This window comes from Ensifer sp. Root142 (assembly GCF_001426785.1).
Taxonomy (GTDB): Bacteria; Pseudomonadota; Alphaproteobacteria; order Rhizobiales; family Rhizobiaceae; genus Ensifer; species Ensifer canadensis.
Genome location: NZ_LMFK01000011.1, coordinates 96,325 through 116,886 on the forward strand (window position 1 = coordinate 96,325; position 20,562 = coordinate 116,886).

Genomic DNA, 20,562 nt, shown 5'->3' on the forward strand with positions numbered 1-20,562 from the left:
GAATGTTTAGTGCGACGGTGGGCGCATGCGGCCCTCGAGATACTTGCTGAAAAGCGACAGCGGCCAGCAAACGACGAAGTAGCAAGCGCATACGAAGCTGAAGATCAGAAAGGGCTTGAAAGTGGCATTGTTGACGACTTGCGCCGCGCGGGTGATTTCTACAAAACCGACGAGCGCAGTGAGCGACGTGCCTTTGATAAGTTGAACGAGAAAGCCCACAGACGGCGGCACGGCCAGTCGGATTGCTTGGGGAATGACGACCAAAAAGGTGGCCACGAAGTAAGGCAATGCAAGGGCTTTCGCGGCTTCTCGTTGACCTTTGGGGACCTCATCTATACACCCGCGCCAAATGTCGCCCAGAAACGCACTGGCGTTCATTGACAGGGCGGTTGCAGCGGCAAGAAACGGATTAACGTCGTAACCGAAGACACCCGGCACAAAGAATGCCATGAAGATTTGCATGAGAAGCGGCGTGCCTTGCATGATCTTCAAGTAGGCGGTGGAGCCAACCCGAAGTGCTTTGACTTCGCTGGTCCGTCCAAGCGCGAGTAGCAGCCCACCAGCCATCCCGCAAACAAGCGAGACGACGGACAGAATTATGGTCCAGCGCATTGCGCTTGCGATGTATAGAAGTTCGCCGGAAGTTAGTTCTCTCATTTTACTGCACCACGCGAGCGCGCTTTGAACAGCATGGCATGCACCGCTGCGAACATTGACCAAAAGAACACCGACAGAACGAAGTACATCGCTGTAACCACGGAATAGACTTCGAAGCTCCGGAAAGTTCGCGATTGAATGTCGCCTGCGACTGCCGTGAGTTCGGTTGCCGCGATTGCTGAGCAAACGCTGGAGTTCAGCATCAGGAGGATCATCTGGCTCGTCAGTGCGGGATACACTGCCTGCAGGGCTGGCTTAAAAATTACGAGGCGGAAGATGTTAAATTGGCTGAGGCCAAGTGCTTTTCCAGCGTCGGTTTGCCCTTTCGGAATGCTCTCGATCCCTGCCCGGATGATCTCGATTGCGTATGCGGCGAAATTCACCACCATTGCGGTTATTGCCGCGGTATTCGGGGACATCTTGAGGCCGACAGCCGGTAGTCCGAAAAAAATGAGAAAGACTTGAACGAGAAACGGGGTGTTTCGGATGAGTTCAATGTAGCAGTCGATAAAGAACCTTACCCGGCTGCGGCCGAGCGTTTTTGCTGCCGCGCCTATCGACGCGACAACAACACCAAGTGCGATTGATACTCCCGAGAGCCAGAGCGTGTTGGCTGCTCCGGCCAACAGCGCAGGCCACGCCTCGATGACGTCGGCGAATTCAAATGAGTACAGCATGGCAAACGACCCTCCTCCTCTCGCTGAAGTCACCTCCTCACGGGAGGACGACCCCCTCCCGTTCGAAGACGGTGCGGACAGCCGGTCGTTGAGCGACGCGCTTTGCGTGAAGATCCCAATTCGGAAAGTCAGTTTCCATGTCGAAACCAAGCGTCGATGAGCGCCCGAAAAGCCAAAAGACTAGAAGGTAAAGGTCGGCGATAGAAAACGAAGGGCCGGCGGCCCAGGCCTTGCCAGCGAGTTTTTCATCAGTCGCCCGCCAAATATTTCGTGACGCCTGTCGGCCTTTTTCGATGACATTGGCTATCGCACTATCCGCATCAGCGTAGCGCTCGGGTCGTCGGACATGGGCGTAAGTCACGTGGACAGAGGAAGCGCACCACGCGAGCCATTCATCGCATCTCGCTTGCTCGAGAGGATCCTCTGGAAGCAGGACACCGGCAGGAACAAGCCCGGCGATGTAGCGCAAAATTGCTGGGTTCTCAGTAATGACGTCGGATCCGACACGAAGCGCCGGAACTCGTCCCTTCGGATTGATCTTTCTGAACTCAGGGCTGTTTTGGACTCCAGCTTCGAGCGAAACGAGCGTGGTTGAGTATTGAAGGCCCGTCTCTTCCAGGGCCATGTGGGGCGCGATCGAGCAAGCGCCGGGCGAGTAGAACAGTGTGATGGAGGTGTCTTTTTTGTCCATAATACTTCCTCCGCCGTGATGCGATCGCGGCAGTCATAAGATCTTCAGATTGTTCGATGGACCGAGCTTTTGGTTCGGCTTGCTACTGTGACAGGCAAATAATGAATTGGCGACGCAGGCCGCACAAGACGGCCTGTTTGAATGGCAGGCGTGAATTCAATTCACGCCAAGACCTGCTAAAGTCATTTCAGGAGGCAATTGCCGACAATAGGGAAGAAAAGCCATGGATAACGCAGCAGGCGAGATGCGGGTCTTCATTGCGGTCGTCGAAAATCACGGGTTTGCAGCAGCTGGAAAGCACCTGAATATGTCGCCGTCTTCAGTAAGCAAGTTGGTTTCGCGGATCGAGGGACGACTTCAGACGCGCTTGCTGTTGCGTTCTGCTCGGACGGCGAGCCTGACAGCCGAGGGAGAGGTCTACTATCGTAGCGCCTGCAGGATTCTTGCCGACATTCGACATACCGAAAGCATGCTGTCGCAGGGTCCTAATGTGACACCCCGGGGGCAGCTCAGAATCTCGGCTTCGGTTCCGTTTGCGCGTTGCGTTCTATTGCCTCTAATCCCGGAGTTCACCGAGCTTTATCCGGAAATCGAACTCGATTTCTCGCTCAATGACAGTTCTATTGACCTGATGCAGAATACGGCGGATATCGCTATTCGTGTTGGGGCAGTCAATGATTGCCCTTTGAAGGCTCGTAAGATCGGCGAGAGCAGGCGTACGCTTGTTGCCTCACCAGGCTATTTAGCTCGGTACGGAATACCGGACCACCCCGAGAATTTGGAACAGCATCGCTGCATCGGTTTCAATTTTCATCAGGGATTGAACGAATGGTTGTTCAAGGAACCCTCAAACGGTCGCGGTATCACCAAGAGGATAAGCTCAGCAATTGCAGCAAGCGATGGAGAAACAGTGCGCCAACTCGCCCTCCTTGGGATGGGCATCGCGCGATTGGCATCGTTCCATATTGGCGAGGATATTGAAGAAGGTCGCCTGGTGCCGCTGTTGCAGGAGTACCATTACGGACGCAACGAACCCATTAATGCACTGTTTGTGGATCAGACACATCTCGCAGCACGCGTGCGTGCGTTCGTAGATTTCTTTGCAGAGAAATTATCTCGGCAAAAAACGCCTAGTTATCTGCGCAAGAAATCGTTCCTGGAGGTCCATCCTCAGCCGCGAGCGATCCAACGAAATGCGGTTCTGTAGGTGCGCATTCAAAGTGCCCTCATTTTTCGACACGTTTCGAAGCGCTTCTCCCCTAATGTCGAATAGGCCCCACCACCGCTCTTGGAACCGGGCCGAGAACGCCATTGTGCCGGGATGCCGAGGGCACCGATGACCTGTTCGGCCCACCCATTTCGACGATATTGCCTCCGTCCATGAACACGACGCGATCGGCGGCTTCGCGAGCGAACGCTATTTCATGATTCACCACGATCATTGTTAGCCCTTGTTTGGCTCAACTAACGGTTCGGAGTACGCACGAATGCAATCGCGAGGGACCTTTTGCCGAGATTGTCCCGTCAAAAAAGCTGCCATGAAACGCGGTTTGAGGGACATCCCCCGCTCAGAGCAACTAGCCGGGCTGGATCGGTTAGCAAGTCCTGAAATCAATGGCGATCGGAGGCCGCGCTCTTAGGCAAAGATCAGTCCGGCAGACGCCAATAACCCGCCGACGATGGGAATGGCCTATAACTGAGATCAGCGCCCCCACAATGCTGACGAACGTGGCCGATGCACCGGTGAGTTCTGCGAGCCCTACTTCTTTCGCCCAAAGATCGAGATCTGACCGTTAATGCCAAGGGGTCATCCGCATTGGCGGGACCGGGGCCGTGGTGAACGCTTAGCAGGCAAAACCACGGCTCCCGCTTCGCGGTGAGAAAAGGGCCCAGTGTGTCAGGGCGCGCTGTGTCGTGACCGTTTAAATGTTGATACCGCCATCAACAGCCAATTCCGCGCCGGTAATGTGGCGGCCATCCTCACTAGCAAGGAACGCGACGCTCGCTGCAATGTCCTCTGGCGATCCAAAGTGCCCCAGGGCAATCCTTTGCCGCTGCCCCTCCGCGCTGTCACCGGCTGCAGGGTTCATATCGGTATCGGTCGGTCCTGGATGGACGATGTTCACGGTCGTACCATTGCTTCCGAGATCGCGCGCCAAGCCTTTCGTAAATCCTATCAGCGCTGACTTCGTCAGTGCATAAAGTGCGATGCCCGGAGCAGGAACTCGTGTGGCCAAGCAGCTTCCAATGTTTATGATCCGTCCGCCTGACCGCAGATGTGGAATGACAGCCCGACTGGCAAGAACAACTGCCCGAACGTTGATATTGAGGTTGCGTTCAATGTCTTCGACATTAGTCTTTTCAAGCGCCCCGACTTCAAAAATCCCAGCATTGTTAACCAGGATGTCCACCCCGCCGAACTCGTTCACGACAGACGACACTACTCGATCAATAGCTTGATCATCAGCATTGTCCGACGCGAACGCAAGCGCACGTCCTCCCGTCGAACGGATTTCCTCAATCACCTTGTTCGCAGCGTCCGCTGCGCGATGATAAGTAATCGCAACATCGGCGCCCTCGGCGGCAAGGCGCCGTGCAATGGCCGCGCCTATGCCACGGCTGCCACCTGTCACGAGTGCTCGTTTTCCTTCAAGTCTGCGCATCATTCCATCTCCTTTTTTAATGAGCATTAAAGAAGTCGTACGAAATGATTGCATCACGCGTCAAGGACAATTATTTAACGGTCGTTAAAGAGAGAGAGAGATGTTATGCGAACTGGACGACCCCGCGGATTTGATAAAGAAAGAGCTTTAGCTATCGCGATGGACATGTTTTGGCGAAAGGGATTTGCCGCGACATCGATGGCTGACCTCTGCTCAACACTCTCAATCGCGCCGCCGAGCCTTTACGCGGCTTTCGGCAGTAAGGAGCGCCTTTATGAAGAGTGCATTTCATATTACATGGCAAAGGTGGCGCCCCGTATCTGGGATCGGTTCCAAAAGGCTGCGACCGCTCGTGACGCCGTTCAAGCATTTCTCCGTGATTCCGCTGAGGTGCTGCCTGGGATAAATAAGCCGAGCGGGTGCATGGTAACGCTCTCAGATGTCCGTGGAGAGGGAAGCGAGCATCTTGGTCAGTTTGTTGAGGCGGCAAGGCGGCAGGGGCTCCTTCTCGTGGAACGAAAACTTGAAGAAGCTATTGCCACCGGCGAGTTGAAATCCGACGTAAGCCCTTCAGTAGTTGCGCGTTATTTTCTCAGCGTCCAGCAAGGAATGTCCATCCAGGCGCGCGATGGCGCGACCGTCGATGAACTGAGAGAGGTTGCAGACACCGCGATGAAGGCATGGCCGGCCCCATCGTAGGAAGTTAAGGTGTGAGAGCCACCATCGCTTGCGCCCTGAACTACAGCTCACTTCGAAGCAGTTGCATTGGCATCGCTGGCGCGATTCCACCGGTTCGACCAGCAAGTTTTTCAGAGCCAATGGAAATAGTGCAACCTTTGCAGCCGGGGAACAGTATATGGCCTCGCATCCTAGACTCTACCAGGACAGTGCCCGAGATCCAATCACCGCACCAAATCCGGCAACGATGAAGATGGCAAGGCCATACCAGACGGCAACGAAGACGGCGCCGTCGTTCTGGCACACGAAGGCATAGGCCGCTCCGCCGATTGTCCCTGCGAGCAAACCGGCTGACATCCCAGCCCTTGCCGGTTGCGTCGGTACGCCATACTTCAAAACCCGAAGAACGACAGCGAGCGTTGGCAGCGACAAAAGCACGATGGCACCAACACAGCTTGGAACGGAACTGCCGCTACGCCCGAGTATTGGAAAGCCCGAGCCGTCAATCACGGTGGCGGCCGCAAGCAGAATGACGCCAGGAACGAGCGCAAGTCCAACTTGACTGCCCGAGCCCGGATTTCCAGCCCGGCGCACCGCGACAAGACCTCCAGACGCAAGTAAAAGCATAGTTGCAAACTTGAACAGGAAAGGCGTGCCAACAAGAACTGTGCTGAGGTGTGGGCGGATGCCAAAAAGAGTAAGGGCAAATACGATCGAGAGCGCCAGCGACCCAAGCGCGGCCGGAATTAGAAGACGGTCCAACAAAGGACGGTAACGGTGCTTTCGCTCGGCCGCCTCCTGCGCCATACCCTTAATAAGAGCGGAAGTGTCCTCTACGGATCTCATGTCTTGCCTCTTTCTGCCCAATTCGGCACGCGATTAGCGAAGCCAGCGAGCCGCTGAAGAGCGCGATGCAGAGTAACGCGGACCGCACCTTCGCTGGTCTTTAGTCGTTGCGCCGTCTCGCGCACGGATTGTCCATCGATCGTTAGGGAATTAACAATGTCTCGCTGACCTTCGGAAAGGCTTTCCAGCGCGCGTTCCATATCCGGCATATGTCGGCCTGCAGCCAGCTCGGGCGCAGCAACGACCTCGGCGAGTTCGTCAAGCGTCACATTGCAGCGGTGGCGCGCCTCTCGGCTGCGTTTACGCACCGCATCGCCAATCTTGTATCGAACGATAGCGTGTAGCCAGGGAAGGAAGGGCCTACCGGCGTCCCAACGATCGCGCATCATATGCACGCCTAGAAGGACTTCCTGAACTATATCTTCCGCTTGGTCGGTGTTCATGCCGAAACGCGAAAGTTTACGGCACACGATCACGCGCAGCGTTCGCCCGATATCCTCGAGCAACCTCTCATACGCAGCCGCGTCTCCATGTATGGCGGCACGCATCGCACCCGCCCATATGTTCTCACGATTGGTCATAGACTACCTATTCGCTGCCGATCGCGTTTCATTACATAGCCGGGTGAAAAAAATGTCGACCTGTAACAAAAGCGTGATCATGTTGCGCTGCGCGGGGAACATCCGAATGAACCTTTTGAAGCATCGGGCTTCAGAACGAAACAATATGGATGACCGACGATGAACATCTTCAAGAAAACCGCCTTCGCTTTGACGGCACTCCTTGCCACAGTTTTTTCTGCTCACATTTCCTCCGCAGCAACAAACGCCCCGGTTAAGGCGCGCAACGTAGTTCTCGTTCACGGTGCCTATGCAGACGGCTCCAGTTGGTCGAAGGTCATTCCGCTGTTGCAGAAGGCCGGACTGAAAGTCACCTCGGTTCAAAACCCGCTCACGTCGTTTGCCGACGACGTTGCCGCTACGGAGCGAGTGCTTGCATTGCAAGAGGGCGCGACTGTGCTCGTAGGGCATTCCTATGCGGGGATGGTTATCAGCGAGACGGGCGTCGACCCCAAAGTCTCTGCGCTCGTCTATGTTGCCGCGCGTGCGCCGGACGCCAGCGAAGACTATCCTGCACTCACCAAAAAATTTCCGGCAGCCCCCGCAAGCAAGGGCCTGGTTCGCAAGGACGGCTTCGCGCAACTCAGCGAACAGGCGTTCGTCAAGGACTTTGCAGGTGATCTCAGCCGAAACGATGCGCTAGCGCTCTATGCCGTCCAAGGCCGGATTTCCGATACCTTGTTTGCATCCAAGACGTCGCGTGCTGCTTGGAAAGCCAAGCCAAGTTGGTATGCTGTTTCCACGAAGGATCGGACGACCAATCCTGATCTCCAACGCTTTCTTGCCAAGCGCATGAATGCGACGACCGTCGAGCTCAATTCCAGTCACGTCTCGCTTATTTCGCACCCGCGCGCCATTGCCAACCTGATCCTCGCCGCCGCAGGCTATCCGGCAGAGAAGTAACCAGAAAGCGTGCCGGGCATCAGGCATGCCCGGCCACATCCGATCCGATTAGTTTCAATCAAGATTTGCCCAGTGAAGGATATACTGTTTTCCCTTGGACGAGCGCATGTCAGTTGATTAACCTGGGGCATTCTGTGACCTAGATTAGTTAGCGCATCAACAAATTAATTTATACGCGCTAATTTTTTCCATGCGAAAAACATTTGGTATCCTATCGTCGTGATGCTTATATGCGAGCGGGAGCCAGCCCGCGTGAAAGTGTGGACCGCCTGTTGTCTGGCTGCTGAAAACTTTTATTTTTACATATGAGAAACGCGCAACGCAGCGCATCTGCTTTTTTGCAAGTCTTGGAAGCGAATATGAGTGAAAGCAAAGTCAGGACAATGGAGGAATTCGCCCTCGCGAGTGGCCTTTCCCGTCCGACAGTATCGAAATACTTCGACAATCCGGAGAGCGTGAAACCCTCGACCCGCACCCGCATCGAAAAAGCATTGAAGGACTACGACTACCGGCCCAACATTTTTGCCGTCAGCCTTAACCGTAAGAATCCGAAGAATATCGGCCTGATCGTTCCCCACATTTCCGACCCGTTCTATGCGGAGATCGTGCGTCAGATCGAAATGCGGTGCCTTGCGGAAGGCTACTGGACGATCGTGCTCTCCTCGCACGGGGAGCGGAAGCTGGAGGCGCGCGCCATGCGCACCCTCCTCTCGCTCAACATTGCCGGCGTGCTGATGGCGCCGCTCGGTTTTGAGACCGATGTGCGCCTGATCGAAAGCCTTTCCAACGCCATGCCGATGGTCTTTCTGGACAACGGCATCGGCGACAAGCCCTTCGTCGGAACGGACAATAAGCAGAGCATCGACATCATAACAGAGTATCTCTCCCGCACAGGGGAGCATCCCTGTTTTCTCGAGATGCCGTTGGTTAACCAGAACGCGATCGAGCGCCGGAACGCCTACATTGCCTCCATGGAGCGGTTGAGGCTGGAACCAATCACATTGCCCATGCCTGCCAAAAGCTGGACCTTCGAACAAGCCGGCTACGAGGAGGCCGGCCGTATCCTCGACAAGGGCGGGTTTCCGACCCGCACCGTGCTGTGCGCCAACGACCGGCTGGCCTTTGGCGTCATCGCGGCCGCCTTCGAGCGGCGCCGACGCGTCGGGCGTGACAGTGACAGCGATCTGCGCGTCGCCGGCCATGACGACCATCCGCTCAGCCGCTTCTCGTGCCCGCCGCTGACGACCGTGGCACAGGACTATCAGGGCATTGCGGCAACCGGTATCGACATGCTGTTTGCGCGCATCGGCGAGACTTCGCCTCGAGCAGGCGATCAGTCCAATGTTAAACGCCTGGAAGCGCGGCTCATCATGCGGCATTCAGCATAACTCTCGTTGGCCGCTTCTGCAGCTGCGAGTTGCGAAGAGACCTCTAGTTCTCAAGGCGCCGCGCCGGGTAGCATACTGCAACTGGGCGTAGTTCGCTGATCTCAAGCCGCATGGTGCCGCGCAATGCAGCATCGAGGTTGGAGAGTGGCCCATCGAATAGGAACGCCGACGGTTCGCGCACGATGGCGACGCGCTGACGCTGGCCGCCGGACAATTGGCCCGGACGGCGGTCGAAATAGTTCGACAGGTTGAGAACGCTGTCTGCTTCGGTCACCTTCTTGTCAATCGCAGCCGGATCCATCTTCGCCATTTTCAACGGAAATGGCGATATTGTTGCGCATCGACATATGCGGATGCAGCGCGTAGGGCGGGAACACCATGGCAAGTCCGCGCTTGGCTAGTGCCGCGCCCGTGCCAACGGCGCGCATCAGGTTGACCTCGTTGCAGGTCGCCTCGATGAGGACGGGACTGCCGTTTCCCGCTTCCCGCTGCCCGGCGCAGGGCTGCGCGAAGCACGACGGGGTGGGCGGAACATACAGACGCGATGCCGTAGGGCCGACCCTCGCGACGGGCCGCAGCAAGTCCGGTCAGAATAGTGCTCATGCCATTACCTCCCGGCCTGCGGCCGAATCGCCTTGCTGGAAACGCCTTCCATCGGTCCCTGCCTGGTGACAGTGCGCGCGCCGCTGCGTATTGCGGGAGATCGGGAGGTAACGGAACGACGGCAGAAAGGTCAATAATTTTTACACGCGTGAATATAATTCCGAATGTCTTTCATGGATGCAGATGCCAAATTCTTTCGAACAGTTTTCAGCATATATCCTTATTCTAACGTCAATATCTCAAATACGGCCATATTACGGATTGATAAGCGAACTTGCCGCTTGACAATGTGAGGTGTCTCGGCGGATACATTTCTTTACGCGTGTAGTTTTATGTATGAGCATCCGTAAAGGAGGGGCGGGCTGTGAGGACCTTTGTTCGCATTCTGTTATTGTCTGCTGCGTCGCCAAGCCGGAACTCCAGGCGATTGGCACCTTAGTCGGCCAACAACTTAGCGCGACGATCGCCGGCCAGCAGACGTTCGATGCGGTCTTCGAAGCGGCACAAACCCAAGTCGAGCGCGACATGACCCGCTCCGGCTACATCAATTAGGGGCTCCAGCCCGCGGCTTGCCGCGCGCTCCCCGACGTTAGCAAAGCTTTCGATCAACAGAATTTGCCACGCAGGCCTCGTTGTGGCGACCGGATGGAGAAACCGATATGAGACTTCAAGACAAAATCGCCCTGATCACTGGCGGCGCGCGCGGGATTGGCCTCGGCTTCGCGGAAGCCTACGCCGCTGAGGGCGCGAAGGTCATTATCGCTGACATTAACCTCGAGCGCGCCAGCGAAGCGGCCGCATCTATAGGCTCCGCAGCAACGGCCCTCAAGCTCGATGTCACGAACCTTGCCGACATCGAGGCCGTGATCAAGACGGTCGACGAAGACTTCGACGGCATCGACATCCTCGTCAACAATGCTGCGATCTTCGATATGGCGCCTATCCAGGCGATCACCGAAGACAGCTACGACCGCCTCTTCAACGTGAATCTCAAAGGGCCGCTCTTCACTATGAAGGCTGTCGCCAATGTGATGATCGCCCGTGGCCGCGGCGGCAAGATCATCAACATGGCCAGCCAGGCCGGCAGGCGCGGCGAAGCGCTGGTGACACTCTATTGCGCCTCCAAGGCCGCCATCATCTCCGCTACGCAGTCGGCAGCGCTGGCGCTCGTAAAGTACGGGATCAATGTCAATGCGATCGCGCCCGGCGTGGTCGATGGCGAGCACTGGGACATCGTCGACGCAAAGTTTGCCGAATGGGAAGGCCTGATGCCCGGCGAGAAGAAAGCCGCTGTCGCGAAATCCGTTCCGATCGGCCGCTTTGCCACCGCCGAAGACATCAAGGGCCTCGCCGTCTTCCTCGCGTCGAAGGACAGCGATTACATCCTCGCCCAGACATACAATGTCGACGGCGGCAACTGGATGAGCTGATCCATGGCGAGCAGCATGAAAGCGATCGGTCTTCGCGCCGGTTACCGCGTGGCCGTCGATCCGAACCTTCCGTGCATCGCTGATCCGCCTGCCAAGAGTTGCTGACGAACATCTGCCGCACCTCAAGTCTTACGGCGTCTCGCACAATGGCGTGTTTGCCGATTGAGCATCGTGTGCGCCGACCACCTGCACGGCATCGGCGACATGCCCTATGGTTGCACTCGCCAAACCACTCGCCTGCGTGGTGCGCGAGCTCGGCAGCGCCGGCCTGCGCAATGGCGCGGCCATGCCGCGCGACGCCCTTCGTCGTCGATGCGGGGCCAATCGGCTCGGTGCTCGCGCTTTCGTTGTAGGCTGAGGACGTGGAAAACGTCACGGTCGTCGATATCAACGAAAGCCGGTTCGCATTTGCCGGCGAACATGAGCTGAGCGGGATCGTCAGGCTCCGCCGAATTGTCGAAAGGGCGTTGCTCCTTTGATTTCATGGCCGATGCGACCGGCATTGTCAGTGTCGTCGAAGACCCGCATTTCCATCGCGCCCTTCGAGATCTTCCGTCCGCCAGCTGAAACCGGTCGGTTCGCATTCGCTGAACTGCAACATTCCTGATGCGCTGGATATCCTGAAGCGGGATGATAGCAAGATGGCCAAGTTCGTCTCGCGCCGGCCGACGCTCGAGGGGGTCCGGCCCCTTCTTGACGAAGAAGCCGACGGGACCCGACGACAATGAAGGTGCAGTTCGCGGCCGACTGTCTGTCAAACGCTCCAGCCGGCCACGAATTTCGGTATTTGTGCCAAATCTGGCCGTTTTGAGGATGACTCCAAGACGCGCAAGTGAGGGGGCATGACATCCTGTCAATGACCGGTATTGGAGCCACCTGGACGAAGTCCAATGACGGCAGCCCGCAGCTAAACGCGGTAAACGTGTTGATGCATTCCTACAACCTTCCGGGAAGGTGGACGTAATTGCTCTTTTAATTCAATTGGGTAAGTTGCCTGTGGTGGTCTTTTCTACCTGATCGCGCAAAACTAAATGAAATGGGCCGGTTCGCGATTGAGCTACACCTGCGCAAGCATTGCGAGAAGCCTCCCGGCGCTCGTCGACGCGTTTCCCGCGCCTCAATGATCAGAAGCATCGCGGATGCGCCGGCGTAGCCGGTCGCGCTAGCTCTAACGTGTCTTCATCAAAATGAAACGGCCCCGCCGATGGCCGCCACCGACGGGGCTAGTAATAGTCGAGTTTGGATGCGAGCTGCGGTTTGTCCCTACCGCGTGGTGTAGCCGCCGTCGATAACCAGGACCTCGCCTGTCACATAGCTTGATGCCGGCGAGCAGAGGAACAGGGCTGCGGCTGCAACTTCGTCCGGCTGTCCAACGCGCCCCATGGGAGTCATATCGCGCCAAATTGGAAACCAATCCGGATTCTCGATGCCACCACGCGACATATCGGTCTCAATGTAGCCGGGGGCCATGGCATTGACGCGAATGTTCTCGAGGGCGAGTTCGCTGGCAAGGCTCTTGGTCATCATATGAACGGCCGCTTTCGAGCTGTTATACGCGACCTGGTTCTGAGGAATGTTCGAAACGATCCCAGACATCGAACCAATGTTGAGAATGACGCCTGCTCCCTGGGCGCGCATCGGCGCGAGCGCGGCACGGCAGGAACGGAACACCGCGTCGACATTCAGGCTCATGATTTTGCGCCAGGTCTCGTCGTCGAAATCACCACTGTCCCCATGGATTGCGACGCCGGCGTTGTTGACAAGGATGTCTAACCTGCCCATGCGCTTGATGACCCGTCTCGTCAGCTCGTCCGCGGCACCCTCCTCGCGCATGTCGGCTTCGATAAACTCGAAATCCACGTTTGCATTGGTCAGGACCTCAGCAGCCTCCGAAGCCGATGTGCGTGCGCTGATGATGACGCGGGCTCCCGCCTCACCGAGGGCCTTGGCGATTGCCAGGCCAATACCACGGGTGCCACCAGTGACGACAGCCACCTTTCCGTCGAGCCTGAATTTCTCGAGTATCATGGGATAATCTCCTTTGACTTGATTTTTAGGAGCGCCGGGACGGACGCTTATTTCATGACGCCTTTCGGCGCGCGCCCGGTGCTCAGCGCGACGGCTGCGACCAGGATGAGTCCGAAGACGATCTGCTGAGCTAGGACGTCGATGCCGACGAAAGTCATCCCGGTGCGAACCACAGCGATCAACAGCGTTCCGACGAGTGTGCGCAGCACTCCTCCGCTACCGCCAGTCAATGACGTGCCGCCAAGCACAACGGCCGCGATGGCCGGCAGTAGGAACTCGTTTGCGATGATCGGAGAGCCGCTGGACAATCGTCCGGCCAACACGACCCCGCTCAGCGCCGCAAATAGACCTGAGACCATGAAGACTGCGATCTTGATGCCTTGGATGGGAATGCCTGCGACGCGGGCGCCAGCCTCGCCGCAGCCAACGGCTTTCATTGCTTTCCCAAAGGGGGTGGCCTGTTCCACGACGAGCGCGAGTGCAAGTACTGCCAGCGACACCCAAATTTCGTTGGGAACTCCAAACGACGTTCCGATTGCCCATGAGAGGGAACCCGCACGGGGCTGGGCATCGATTTGAATCGAACGCTGGCCGGAAAGATACAGTGCGGCGGTGGTGACTATCCCGCCTACGGCCAAAGTTGCGATAAAGCTTGGCAGGCGCAAGACCGCGTGGGCGAAGCCTGAAATGCAACCGAATAAAAGGCCGACCGATAAAGCCGCAGGTATGGCCATCATCCCATGGTCTGGGATGAGCAGGGCGAGAACGACCGAACTGAGTGCGGCGAGCGATTGAAGCGACAGGTCGATGCTGCCAATGTAGATGACGGCGGTCATACCGATTGCCATCAGGAAGAGTGTTGCCGAATCCGCAAACAGCCCGATAAGTGTCGCCGGTCTCAGGAAGGCCGTATCAAAGGTGCCGACCATTAAGATCAGAGCGACGAGCGCGATCCATGGGATAAGTCCGCCAAGCTTGCCAAGTTGCTTCATATTCACACCATATGCGGAATGAGGTCGAGGGGAGTTACAGGCGTCGGCCCGGTGTTATCGAACCGCGCTGTTTGCCTGCCGTCCTTGAGAACGATGATCGTATGCGCCAGCCCGATCGCCTCCTCGAGCGTGTCGGCTATCAACACGACGGCGGCGCCGGCGGCGCACATTTCCCTGATGAGGGCATACAAATCTTCCTTGGCGCCGACATCGAGGCCACGCGTGGGATGATCGAGCAGAAAGAGCCGCGCATCCGTGCGATACCACTTGGACAGAACGACCTTTTGCTGATTGCCCCCTGACAGATTGGCGCAAAGGGCCGATCCACCGGGGGTCTTGATGCGCAGCTTAGCGATGAGTTCGGTCGTCTTCCTGGAAATCGCCCGAAAATTAAACAGGCCGAAGCGCGTCAAGCGACCGCCTAAGGGCAGGCAGATGTTCTCCTGCACGGACATTTCTTCGATGATGCCCTCGATTTTTCGCTCGCGCGGCACGTAGCCCATCCCTGCCGCAACAGCTTTACCGGGCGATGTGTTTGTGAGATCTGCGCCGCGATAGACGACCTTACCGAGATGGACTCGCTCAAGGCCAAAGAAACTCCTGATCAGGGGTTCGGATCCAGCACCTTCCGTGCCAACCAATGCGAGTACTTCACCGTTGTGAACGTCGAAACTGATCTGGGAGAATTCAAGTGCCCTCGAGACCTTCTGCACGGAAAGCGCAACCGTCTGGGACGGAGGGCGACGTTCGTCCTGTTTGTAGTAAGAACCAGCAGCTCCTCGGCCGACCATGAGGTGGTGGATGCGATCTGGTGTCGCTTCGGTCTTAGGCATGCGCTCGACGACGGCGCCGTCCTTCAGGACGTAGATCGTGTCCGCGATGTCGATCACCTCATCGAGGCGATGGGAAATGAAGATGATGCCCGCGCGCTCCCTCAATTTGCGGATCACCCCGAAGAGGATATCGATCTCGGCTTGCTCAAGGACCGACGTCGGTTCATCCAGCAGGACGCATAGATTGCCGTCCACCGCTTCCTCAAGTGTCAGCACCTTTGCAAGCTCGACCATCTGCCGCTGCATGAACGTCAGCGCCGACGTCATAGTACGTGGATTGACATCGAGGCCGACCTTATCGAGTTGCCGTTTTGCGGCATCCCCCATAGCTTTCCAATCGATGCGGCCAACCCGCACGAACTGGGACTCGTTCCCGATGAAAATGTTTTCGGCGACCGATATGTTCGGAATCAGCGACTGTTCCTGAAACACCATACCAATGCCCTTGGAGGAAGCGTCGCGCGGCCCCCGCAGCGCCACAACGGCGCCATTGATTTCGATTGTCCCACTGTCAGGCTGGTAGATACCGTTCAGAATTTTCATGAGGGTGGATTTGCCGGCGCCATTTTCGCCGACGAGGCCGACCACTTCGCCCACATTGACCTGTATCGAGACGCCCTTGAGCGCCTGCACCCGACCGAAAGTCTTGGTGATTTCCTTGAGATCAAGCATGTTGGCGCTCCTACTTGACAATCGCCAGGTTGCGACCGGGCGAATTGAGCAGCACTGCGAGGATGATCGAGAGACCCAGGACACCCTGCTGGACGAAGGAAGGAAGGCCGAGAATGATCATTCCGTTGTTCAGAACAATGACGATGAGGACGCCGACAACCGTTTGGAGGACACCTCCCTTGCCACCGGTCAATGCCGTACCGCCGACGACAACCGCGCTGATTGCGGTAAAAAGCTGTCCACTTCCGATCAGGGCGCTCGATGCACCCAGCCTTGCGCACGTTAGAACCGCGCCTACCCCGAAGAAGACGCCCGCAATGGTGAATGCCAGAATTCGAACTCGACCGACGTTGATTCCGGACGCAGCCGCGAGATCCTCGCCGCCGCCAAGCGCCATGATGTGACGTCCGATGCGCGTGTGATCCTGGATGAACCAAGCAAAAGCTAACATCAATACGCCCACATAGACGGATAGAGGGAGGCCGAGGACACGGCTCAAGGCCAGCGCGCGAATATTTTGATCGAGAATGCCAACGCGCTCACCGCCCAGGAGCACTGTTGCGATACCGACGCCAACGAAACCCATACCGAGGCTCGCCATGAAAGTTGGCACCTTGAGGTGTACATGAACCAAGCCGATGATGCAGCCGAAGGCACCGGCGGCCAGAAGGGCGATCGGTATGGCCGCAAGGCCGAGACCCACACCGGTTCCGGTAGCGTTCGCCACGAAAGCCGCGAGAACAGCGGCCGAGAAGGCCATCGATCCTTCAACTGAAAGGTCGATAGACCCCATAAGGATGATGAAGGTAGCGCCGAGAGCGAGGACGAGAGGAGCGGATGCTGCCGCCGCAATGCGAGCAAGATTTCCAAATGATAGGAATCTTGGATCGAATATGGCGATTGCGAGGCAGAGTCCTATCAGGACGAGCAAAGGGGTGGCGTTGACCCAGCGCGAGTTTGTTCGTGTCATGTTGTCTTCCCGGATTTTCGTTCGAAAGGGGCCGCATCGAGTCCTGCGGCCCCTCGGTACTGATCAGCTGTACTTGATCTGACCGCTCACGCGCCGCCAAAGGTCATTCCAGTCAACCTCCGGCGTTGCTTCGACGTTCTTCTTCCAGTAGTCCTCGACATCGGCTTGGGTAATCAGCGCGCCTGTGCCGTAAAACTCGCGATGGTCCTTCGGCTGCTCGGAGGGCGTAAATGCGCCGGTGGCTGCATGATGCCCCAGGGACAGCGCGATGCCGCCGATCCAAAACGGATCCCAATCGACCGTCGCGGCCATTTCCTTGTTTTTCACAGCCTGCACGGCGTCCCTCGTCCCATCGACGCCGGTAACCTGGATCTGGCCAGCAAGCCCTTCAGCGCGAAGCGCCTCCAACGCGCCGATCGCCATCCCATCGTTCGCCGCCCAGATACCCTTGATGTCGCTGCCGAAACGCGTGAGCCAGGCTGCCACGATGTTGTTGGCCTTGGTCGAGTCCCAGTCGGCGTCCTGGAAATCTAGCAGCTGAACCTTTCCGCCAGAGGCCTCGATCATCTTCATCAGACCCGCTTTGCGTTCGATCGCGGACACGTTTGACGGTATGCCGCCAAGAGCAACGATTGCCCCCTCGCCGGCGAAGCTATCGAAAAGTGCCTTGGCGGTTTGCTCGCCAGCCGGCACGCCATTGAAGGACATGTGCGCAACGTAGTTGTCGCCAAAGTCCCAGGGGTGGAGATCGTTCGGCTTGTTCCACACCGTTACGATGTGTCCCTTGGCCGCTGCTACCGCTTCGACGATCGGGCGGGCATCGGGCGAGTCGTTGGGATCGACACCGAGGATTGCCTTGTCGCCGGCCTTTGCCAGGAATGCCTTGATGTCGGCGATTCCCTTCTCGCTGTTACCCTCGGTGACCAATGCGCTGTGGGGATCGCCGATGCTCTGGGCGAAGGACTCTGCACCCCTATTCCATGCCGTATGAAAGGCGTTCGACAGAGAGCGAATGGAACTCGCTAAGCTGTAGCCGGTGGCGGCGAATGCCGGACGTACGAGACCGGACGCGCCGATCGAGCCGATGCCCAACGCCGAGCCGATGAGAAACCGGCGACGGTCGATTACTGCCCTTTGCATGAAGTCGTTTATGCTCATTGCGGTTCCTCCTCTGAAAATCGCGCCTTCGACGGGCGCAGATATCCGTTGCCCGTACATCGCAGCACAGACTTCGGATGGCCAATTTGAGATTGGTAGTGCCCTTCCCTTTCCTCCGGGCAGGTTCTCCAACTAAAGCCAAAACAGCTAAAAGTCAATTGCTAAATGGATTTAGCAATCGGTTTAGCAAATATTTCTTTGCATGTGTTAAAAAACAGAGCGGAGGGTGCGTTGGAGAATTCCGCTTCTTTCGACGTGTGTCAGCGGAGTTTGGCGGGAACGACAATCAACGGCGTTTGCCCTTCCGGATAATCGTCGATAAGCGCGAAGCTGGCAGCAATCATGGCTTCAACATCCTGCCGTACCATGGTCACGTCGAAGGGCATTTGCGCAGCAAATGGATCCCAGTCGAAGGCAGCAATTCGCGTCGAGTTCCAGGTTTCCCTTGGGAGACTGGCAAGGAAGCTCGCAGCCCCTTCCAAGCCGGTTATGCCATTGACGAAAAGCCCAGTAGGCAGCCGCCCGATTTCGGAGTACCGATCCGCGAGTGCGCTCGCGGCAATGCGGGGGGCGTATCCCTCACATCGAAACGCATCCGCGCCGAGATTGACTCCATGTTTCGCGAGCGCTGCGTTAAAGCCCTCGATCCGCTCACGCGTCGAATTGTCATCCCGGACGCCGCCAAAGAAGAACCAGTCATCGATGGGAAGGCCAGATGAGCGGAATTTACCGATCAGCAACTCGGTAACTTCCATCGCGCTGCCGCGGTTGTCCGAGACAACGGAAGGTGCCTTGGGACCTGGTAGGTCGACATTGACACATCGAATCCCCGCGGCGGTACACATGTCATTTATGGGCGAAGGATCATGAACCCCAGCTATAAAGAGAAATTCGACCTGCTGGGCCAGCAAGGTCTCGGCCACACGTGCCTCAATGGACGGGTCGCGTTGCGTGCTGACAACGATCGGGCACAGGTCTCGTTCGCGGGCCTCCGCTTCGAAAGCCTCGGCCAGCCCTGCAAAGAACCGATTTCGATAGTGCGGGAGGACCATGCCTCCCAAGCCAGACCGAGATAGGCGTAAGGCTCGCGCTTTCTGGTTAACCGAATAGCCCAATTCGCCTGCACACCTTAGGATATGCGATGCCGTCTCCGGTTTAATACGATGCTTTTTCCACTGGCCGTTCAACACCATGCTGACCGCCGTTGGAGAGGCCGAACTCGCAGTCGCGATGTCGTAGATAGTGGGTTTTCGTCTGCCTGTTTTCATGGGGCGTCCAATAACTTTGCGCTAAAGCTCGGCGCATATTCATGGATCGTCGAGCCCGCAACCAGCAGGGCTGGATGCGGCGAACACATATCCCGACTCGATGCGTCGATGCCGCAAAGCCTGATCGATGAGGGCTTGTGGGAGGCTTCCGCTCGCATTGCTGCGTGTCCATCTGCAAGAGGGCGACGCCTACCACGGCCATGTCAACGCTCTGGGCATGTAGGCGGTGGAAATGGTCGGATCCTATGCGGTCGTCGACACTGGTGTAGAGCGCGCGCGGCCGCATTGCAAGTCGAAGCCCTATCGATCGAAGCCCCCCGCCGGCCGCCTCAGCTCTCGCCCCCCACGCTCGTCCGATCTGCACCCTCGCGCAATGAAGAGCCGTGACCGGCGCAAGTGCATCCGTTCAAGGAACCACCTCGTCCCGTTATTGACGAGGTTCGACTGGTGAGAAACCGACCTTCGTGCCCTTTCACACAAGCAACGTATCGCACGATACCGTGTTCGTCATTGGCGCACGCCTTTGTTGCGCGGCAATATCAGATTGTCGGCGCGCTGGGGAAATGTCGCCGGCCACAACACGCGTATGGAGGAGGATTGAGCATGCGCAACGTCACTATCGAGAACGTCACCGACGTTGTCCTCGAGTCGCTCGGCAAGCATAAACCATGCGCCGGCCGGCGGCGGGAGATCATCGCCGGCCTGATCCGTCACCTGCACGCATTCTGTCGCGAGGTGAACGTGACGCATGCAGAATTCATCGACGGCTGCAATTATCTCATGCGCGCTGGGCAGATGTGCGACGGCAAACGCCAGGAGTTCATCCTGTTGGGCGATATCCTCGGCGTCGAGGTACTGGTAGACATGCTGACCAATCCCGTCCGCGGCAATGAAAGCGCTTCGACCGTACTTGGCCCGTTCTACCGCGAGAACCCGCCGGTCCTTCCGAAAGGCGCCTCGACGGTACAGAAGCATTTCGACAACGAAGAGACGGTCCTCGTCGAAGGTTATGTTCGCGACACGGCTGGAAACCCGATCGCCGGCGTTACGCTCGACGTATGGGAGGACGCCCCGAACGGCCTATATGAGCAGCAGGATCCGGATCAGCCGGAATACAATCTTAGGGGCCGGTTCGAGACGGACGAGAACGGGCACTATGCCTTCCGCGCCATCCGGCCGCTACCTTACCCCATTCCGTATGACGGTACGGCCGGCGAACTGCTGAATTATATGGGACACCATCCCTGGCGGCCCGGGCACATTCATTTCATGCTCTTCAAAGAAGGGTACCGGACTCTCATCTCACAGATCTTTGACGGTGAAAGCGACTATCTGGAGAACGATTCCGTCTTTGCCGTGAAGGAAAGTCTCGTGGGACACTTCCAGAAGACCCCGAGCGGCGGCGACACGGATTTGATCCTTCATTTCGATTTCACCCTGCCCGCACTCGCGGCCTCCATGGCCGCCGAGTAATCGGGCTCCGCG

General features: G+C 57.4%; 18 protein-coding genes and 4 pseudogenes. 7 read left to right on the forward strand and 15 right to left on the reverse strand.

Annotated features, from left to right (window positions below; all coding sequences use genetic code 11):
• Positions 1-6: 6 nt before the first annotated feature.
• The 3 genes from ASD52_RS12030 to ASD52_RS12040 are packed head-to-tail and all read right to left on the reverse strand — an operon-like array spanning position 7 to position 2,025.
• Positions 7-657 (reverse strand): amino acid ABC transporter permease, encoded by a 651-nt coding sequence (locus ASD52_RS12030; RefSeq protein WP_057224509.1) that lies wholly within the window; start codon positions 655-657, stop codon positions 7-9.
• Complete coding sequence (locus ASD52_RS12035; protein WP_200874081.1) at positions 654-1,331, reverse strand: amino acid ABC transporter permease; 678 nt, start codon at positions 1,329-1,331, stop codon at positions 654-656. The genes ASD52_RS12030 and ASD52_RS12035 overlap by 4 nt, the downstream gene beginning before the upstream one ends.
• Before the next feature lie 40 nt (positions 1,332-1,371).
• A complete protein-coding gene (locus ASD52_RS12040; RefSeq protein ID WP_025429882.1) occupies positions 1,372-2,025 on the reverse strand; it encodes a glutathione S-transferase family protein in 654 nt (217 codons plus the stop codon).
• A gap of 223 nt (positions 2,026-2,248) precedes the next feature.
• Between ASD52_RS12040 and ASD52_RS12045 the strand changes: the two genes are divergently transcribed.
• Complete coding sequence (locus ASD52_RS12045; protein ID WP_063991834.1) at positions 2,249-3,232, forward strand: LysR family transcriptional regulator; 984 nt, start codon at positions 2,249-2,251, stop codon at positions 3,230-3,232.
• An 84-nt stretch (positions 3,233-3,316) separates the two neighbouring features.
• Here ASD52_RS12045 and ASD52_RS39960 read toward each other — a convergent pair.
• A pseudogene (locus ASD52_RS39960) lies at positions 3,317-3,485 on the reverse strand (ectoine/hydroxyectoine ABC transporter ATP-binding protein EhuA); the annotation flags it as partial.
• Positions 3,486-3,947: 462 nt separating this feature from the next.
• On the reverse strand, positions 3,948-4,688 hold the full coding sequence (locus ASD52_RS12050; protein ID WP_025429880.1) for a 3-oxoacyl-ACP reductase family protein: 741 nt from the start codon (positions 4,686-4,688) through the stop codon (positions 3,948-3,950).
• 159 nt (positions 4,689-4,847) lie between these two features.
• Here ASD52_RS12050 and ASD52_RS12055 point away from each other — a divergent pair, with 159 nt between their 5' ends.
• Positions 4,848-5,387 (forward strand): TetR/AcrR family transcriptional regulator, encoded by a 540-nt coding sequence (locus tag ASD52_RS12055; RefSeq protein WP_025429879.1) that lies wholly within the window; start codon positions 4,848-4,850, stop codon positions 5,385-5,387.
• A gap of 177 nt (positions 5,388-5,564) precedes the next feature.
• Here the strand turns inward: ASD52_RS12055 and ASD52_RS12060 are convergent, their stop codons facing one another.
• The gene (locus ASD52_RS12060; protein WP_063991835.1) at positions 5,565-6,212 is read right to left on the reverse strand and encodes a DUF1109 domain-containing protein; all 648 of its coding nucleotides are present in this window, start codon (positions 6,210-6,212) and stop codon (positions 5,565-5,567) included.
• The gene (locus ASD52_RS12065) at positions 6,209-6,793 is read right to left on the reverse strand and encodes a sigma-70 family RNA polymerase sigma factor (protein WP_057224513.1); all 585 of its coding nucleotides are present in this window, start codon (positions 6,791-6,793) and stop codon (positions 6,209-6,211) included. Before ASD52_RS12065 ends, ASD52_RS12060 begins: the two co-directional genes overlap by 4 nt.
• Positions 6,794-6,952: 159 nt before the next feature.
• Here ASD52_RS12065 and ASD52_RS12070 point away from each other — a divergent pair, with 159 nt between their 5' ends.
• Together ASD52_RS12070 and ASD52_RS12075 are read left to right on the forward strand one after the other, a co-directional pair.
• A complete protein-coding gene (locus ASD52_RS12070) occupies positions 6,953-7,735 on the forward strand; it encodes an alpha/beta hydrolase (RefSeq protein WP_025429875.1) in 783 nt (260 codons plus the stop codon).
• A 359-nt stretch (positions 7,736-8,094) separates the two neighbouring features.
• Entirely contained in the window at positions 8,095-9,123 is a 1,029-nt protein-coding gene (locus ASD52_RS12075) for a LacI family DNA-binding transcriptional regulator (RefSeq protein ID WP_057224516.1), read from the forward strand.
• An 88-nt stretch (positions 9,124-9,211) separates the two neighbouring features.
• Here the strand turns inward: ASD52_RS12075 and ASD52_RS12080 are convergent.
• Positions 9,212-9,536, reverse strand: a pseudogene (locus ASD52_RS12080) (ATP-binding cassette domain-containing protein); the annotation flags it as partial.
• Between the two features lie 18 nt (positions 9,537-9,554).
• Positions 9,555-9,726: pseudogene (locus ASD52_RS38360) on the reverse strand (class II D-tagatose-bisphosphate aldolase, non-catalytic subunit); the annotation flags it as partial.
• Positions 9,727-10,128: 402 nt separating this feature from the next.
• On the opposite strand from ASD52_RS38360, the pseudogene ASD52_RS12085 reads away from it, so the two are divergent.
• Both ASD52_RS12085 and ASD52_RS12090 read left to right on the forward strand, forming a co-directional pair.
• Positions 10,129-10,278: pseudogene (locus tag ASD52_RS12085) on the forward strand (sugar ABC transporter substrate-binding protein); the annotation flags it as partial.
• A gap of 107 nt (positions 10,279-10,385) precedes the next feature.
• On the forward strand, positions 10,386-11,156 hold the full coding sequence (locus ASD52_RS12090) for an L-iditol 2-dehydrogenase (protein WP_057224520.1): 771 nt from the start codon (positions 10,386-10,388) through the stop codon (positions 11,154-11,156).
• A 1,263-nt stretch (positions 11,157-12,419) separates the two neighbouring features.
• On the opposite strand, the gene ASD52_RS12095 is transcribed toward ASD52_RS12090, so the two are convergent.
• From ASD52_RS12095 to ASD52_RS12120, 6 genes are all read right to left on the reverse strand, one after another.
• Positions 12,420-13,184: a glucose 1-dehydrogenase gene (locus ASD52_RS12095; protein ID WP_025429869.1), complete on the reverse strand. Its 765-nt coding sequence runs from the start codon at positions 13,182-13,184 to the stop codon at positions 12,420-12,422.
• A 47-nt stretch (positions 13,185-13,231) separates the two neighbouring features.
• Positions 13,232-14,176 (reverse strand): ABC transporter permease, encoded by a 945-nt coding sequence (locus tag ASD52_RS12100; RefSeq protein WP_025429868.1) that lies wholly within the window; start codon positions 14,174-14,176, stop codon positions 13,232-13,234.
• A gap of 2 nt (positions 14,177-14,178) precedes the next feature.
• On the reverse strand, positions 14,179-15,681 hold the full coding sequence (locus tag ASD52_RS12105) for a sugar ABC transporter ATP-binding protein (protein ID WP_025429867.1): 1,503 nt from the start codon (positions 15,679-15,681) through the stop codon (positions 14,179-14,181).
• A gap of 10 nt (positions 15,682-15,691) precedes the next feature.
• Positions 15,692-16,582, reverse strand: a complete 891-nt coding sequence (locus ASD52_RS12110) for an ABC transporter permease (RefSeq protein WP_347369221.1) — start codon at positions 16,580-16,582, stop codon at positions 15,692-15,694.
• Between the two features lie 132 nt (positions 16,583-16,714).
• A complete protein-coding gene (locus tag ASD52_RS12115) occupies positions 16,715-17,809 on the reverse strand; it encodes a sugar ABC transporter substrate-binding protein (RefSeq protein ID WP_025429865.1) in 1,095 nt (364 codons plus the stop codon).
• A 260-nt stretch (positions 17,810-18,069) separates the two neighbouring features.
• The gene (locus ASD52_RS12120) at positions 18,070-19,077 is read right to left on the reverse strand and encodes a substrate-binding domain-containing protein (protein WP_025429864.1); all 1,008 of its coding nucleotides are present in this window, start codon (positions 19,075-19,077) and stop codon (positions 18,070-18,072) included.
• A 603-nt stretch (positions 19,078-19,680) separates the two neighbouring features.
• On the opposite strand from ASD52_RS12120, the gene ASD52_RS12125 reads away from it, so the two are divergent.
• On the forward strand, positions 19,681-20,550 hold the full coding sequence (locus ASD52_RS12125) for an intradiol ring-cleavage dioxygenase (protein WP_025429863.1): 870 nt from the start codon (positions 19,681-19,683) through the stop codon (positions 20,548-20,550).
• The last annotated feature ends 12 nt before the right edge of the window (positions 20,551-20,562 follow it).

Bases quoted from the DNA above. Each gene is read 5' to 3' on its own strand.
- ASD52_RS12030 (WP_057224509.1), bottom strand. From the start codon at position 657: ATGAGAGAACTAACTTCCGGCGAACTTCTATACATCGCAAGCGCAATG.
- ASD52_RS12040 (WP_025429882.1), bottom strand. From the start codon at position 2,025: ATGGACAAAAAAGACACCTCCATCACACTGTTCTACTCGCCCGGCGCT.
- ASD52_RS12045 (WP_063991834.1), top strand. From the start codon at position 2,249: ATGGATAACGCAGCAGGCGAGATGCGGGTCTTCATTGCGGTCGTCGAA.
- ASD52_RS12050 (WP_025429880.1), bottom strand. From the start codon at position 4,688: ATGCGCAGACTTGAAGGAAAACGAGCACTCGTGACAGGTGGCAGCCGT.
- ASD52_RS12055 (WP_025429879.1), top strand. From the start codon at position 4,848: ATGGACATGTTTTGGCGAAAGGGATTTGCCGCGACATCGATGGCTGAC.
- ASD52_RS12060 (WP_063991835.1), bottom strand. From the start codon at position 6,212: ATGAGATCCGTAGAGGACACTTCCGCTCTTATTAAGGGTATGGCGCAG.
- ASD52_RS12065 (WP_057224513.1), bottom strand. From the start codon at position 6,793: ATGACCAATCGTGAGAACATATGGGCGGGTGCGATGCGTGCCGCCATA.
- ASD52_RS12070 (WP_025429875.1), top strand. From the start codon at position 6,953: ATGAACATCTTCAAGAAAACCGCCTTCGCTTTGACGGCACTCCTTGCC.
- ASD52_RS12075 (WP_057224516.1), top strand. From the start codon at position 8,095: ATGAGTGAAAGCAAAGTCAGGACAATGGAGGAATTCGCCCTCGCGAGT.
- ASD52_RS12090 (WP_057224520.1), top strand. From the start codon at position 10,386: ATGAGACTTCAAGACAAAATCGCCCTGATCACTGGCGGCGCGCGCGGG.
- ASD52_RS12095 (WP_025429869.1), bottom strand. From the start codon at position 13,184: ATGATACTCGAGAAATTCAGGCTCGACGGAAAGGTGGCTGTCGTCACT.
- ASD52_RS12100 (WP_025429868.1), bottom strand. From the start codon at position 14,176: ATGAAGCAACTTGGCAAGCTTGGCGGACTTATCCCATGGATCGCGCTC.
- ASD52_RS12105 (WP_025429867.1), bottom strand. From the start codon at position 15,681: ATGCTTGATCTCAAGGAAATCACCAAGACTTTCGGTCGGGTGCAGGCG.
- ASD52_RS12115 (WP_025429865.1), bottom strand. From the start codon at position 17,809: ATGAGCATAAACGACTTCATGCAAAGGGCAGTAATCGACCGTCGCCGG.
- ASD52_RS12120 (WP_025429864.1), bottom strand. From the start codon at position 19,077: ATGAAAACAGGCAGACGAAAACCCACTATCTACGACATCGCGACTGCG.
- ASD52_RS12125 (WP_025429863.1), top strand. From the start codon at position 19,681: ATGCGCAACGTCACTATCGAGAACGTCACCGACGTTGTCCTCGAGTCG.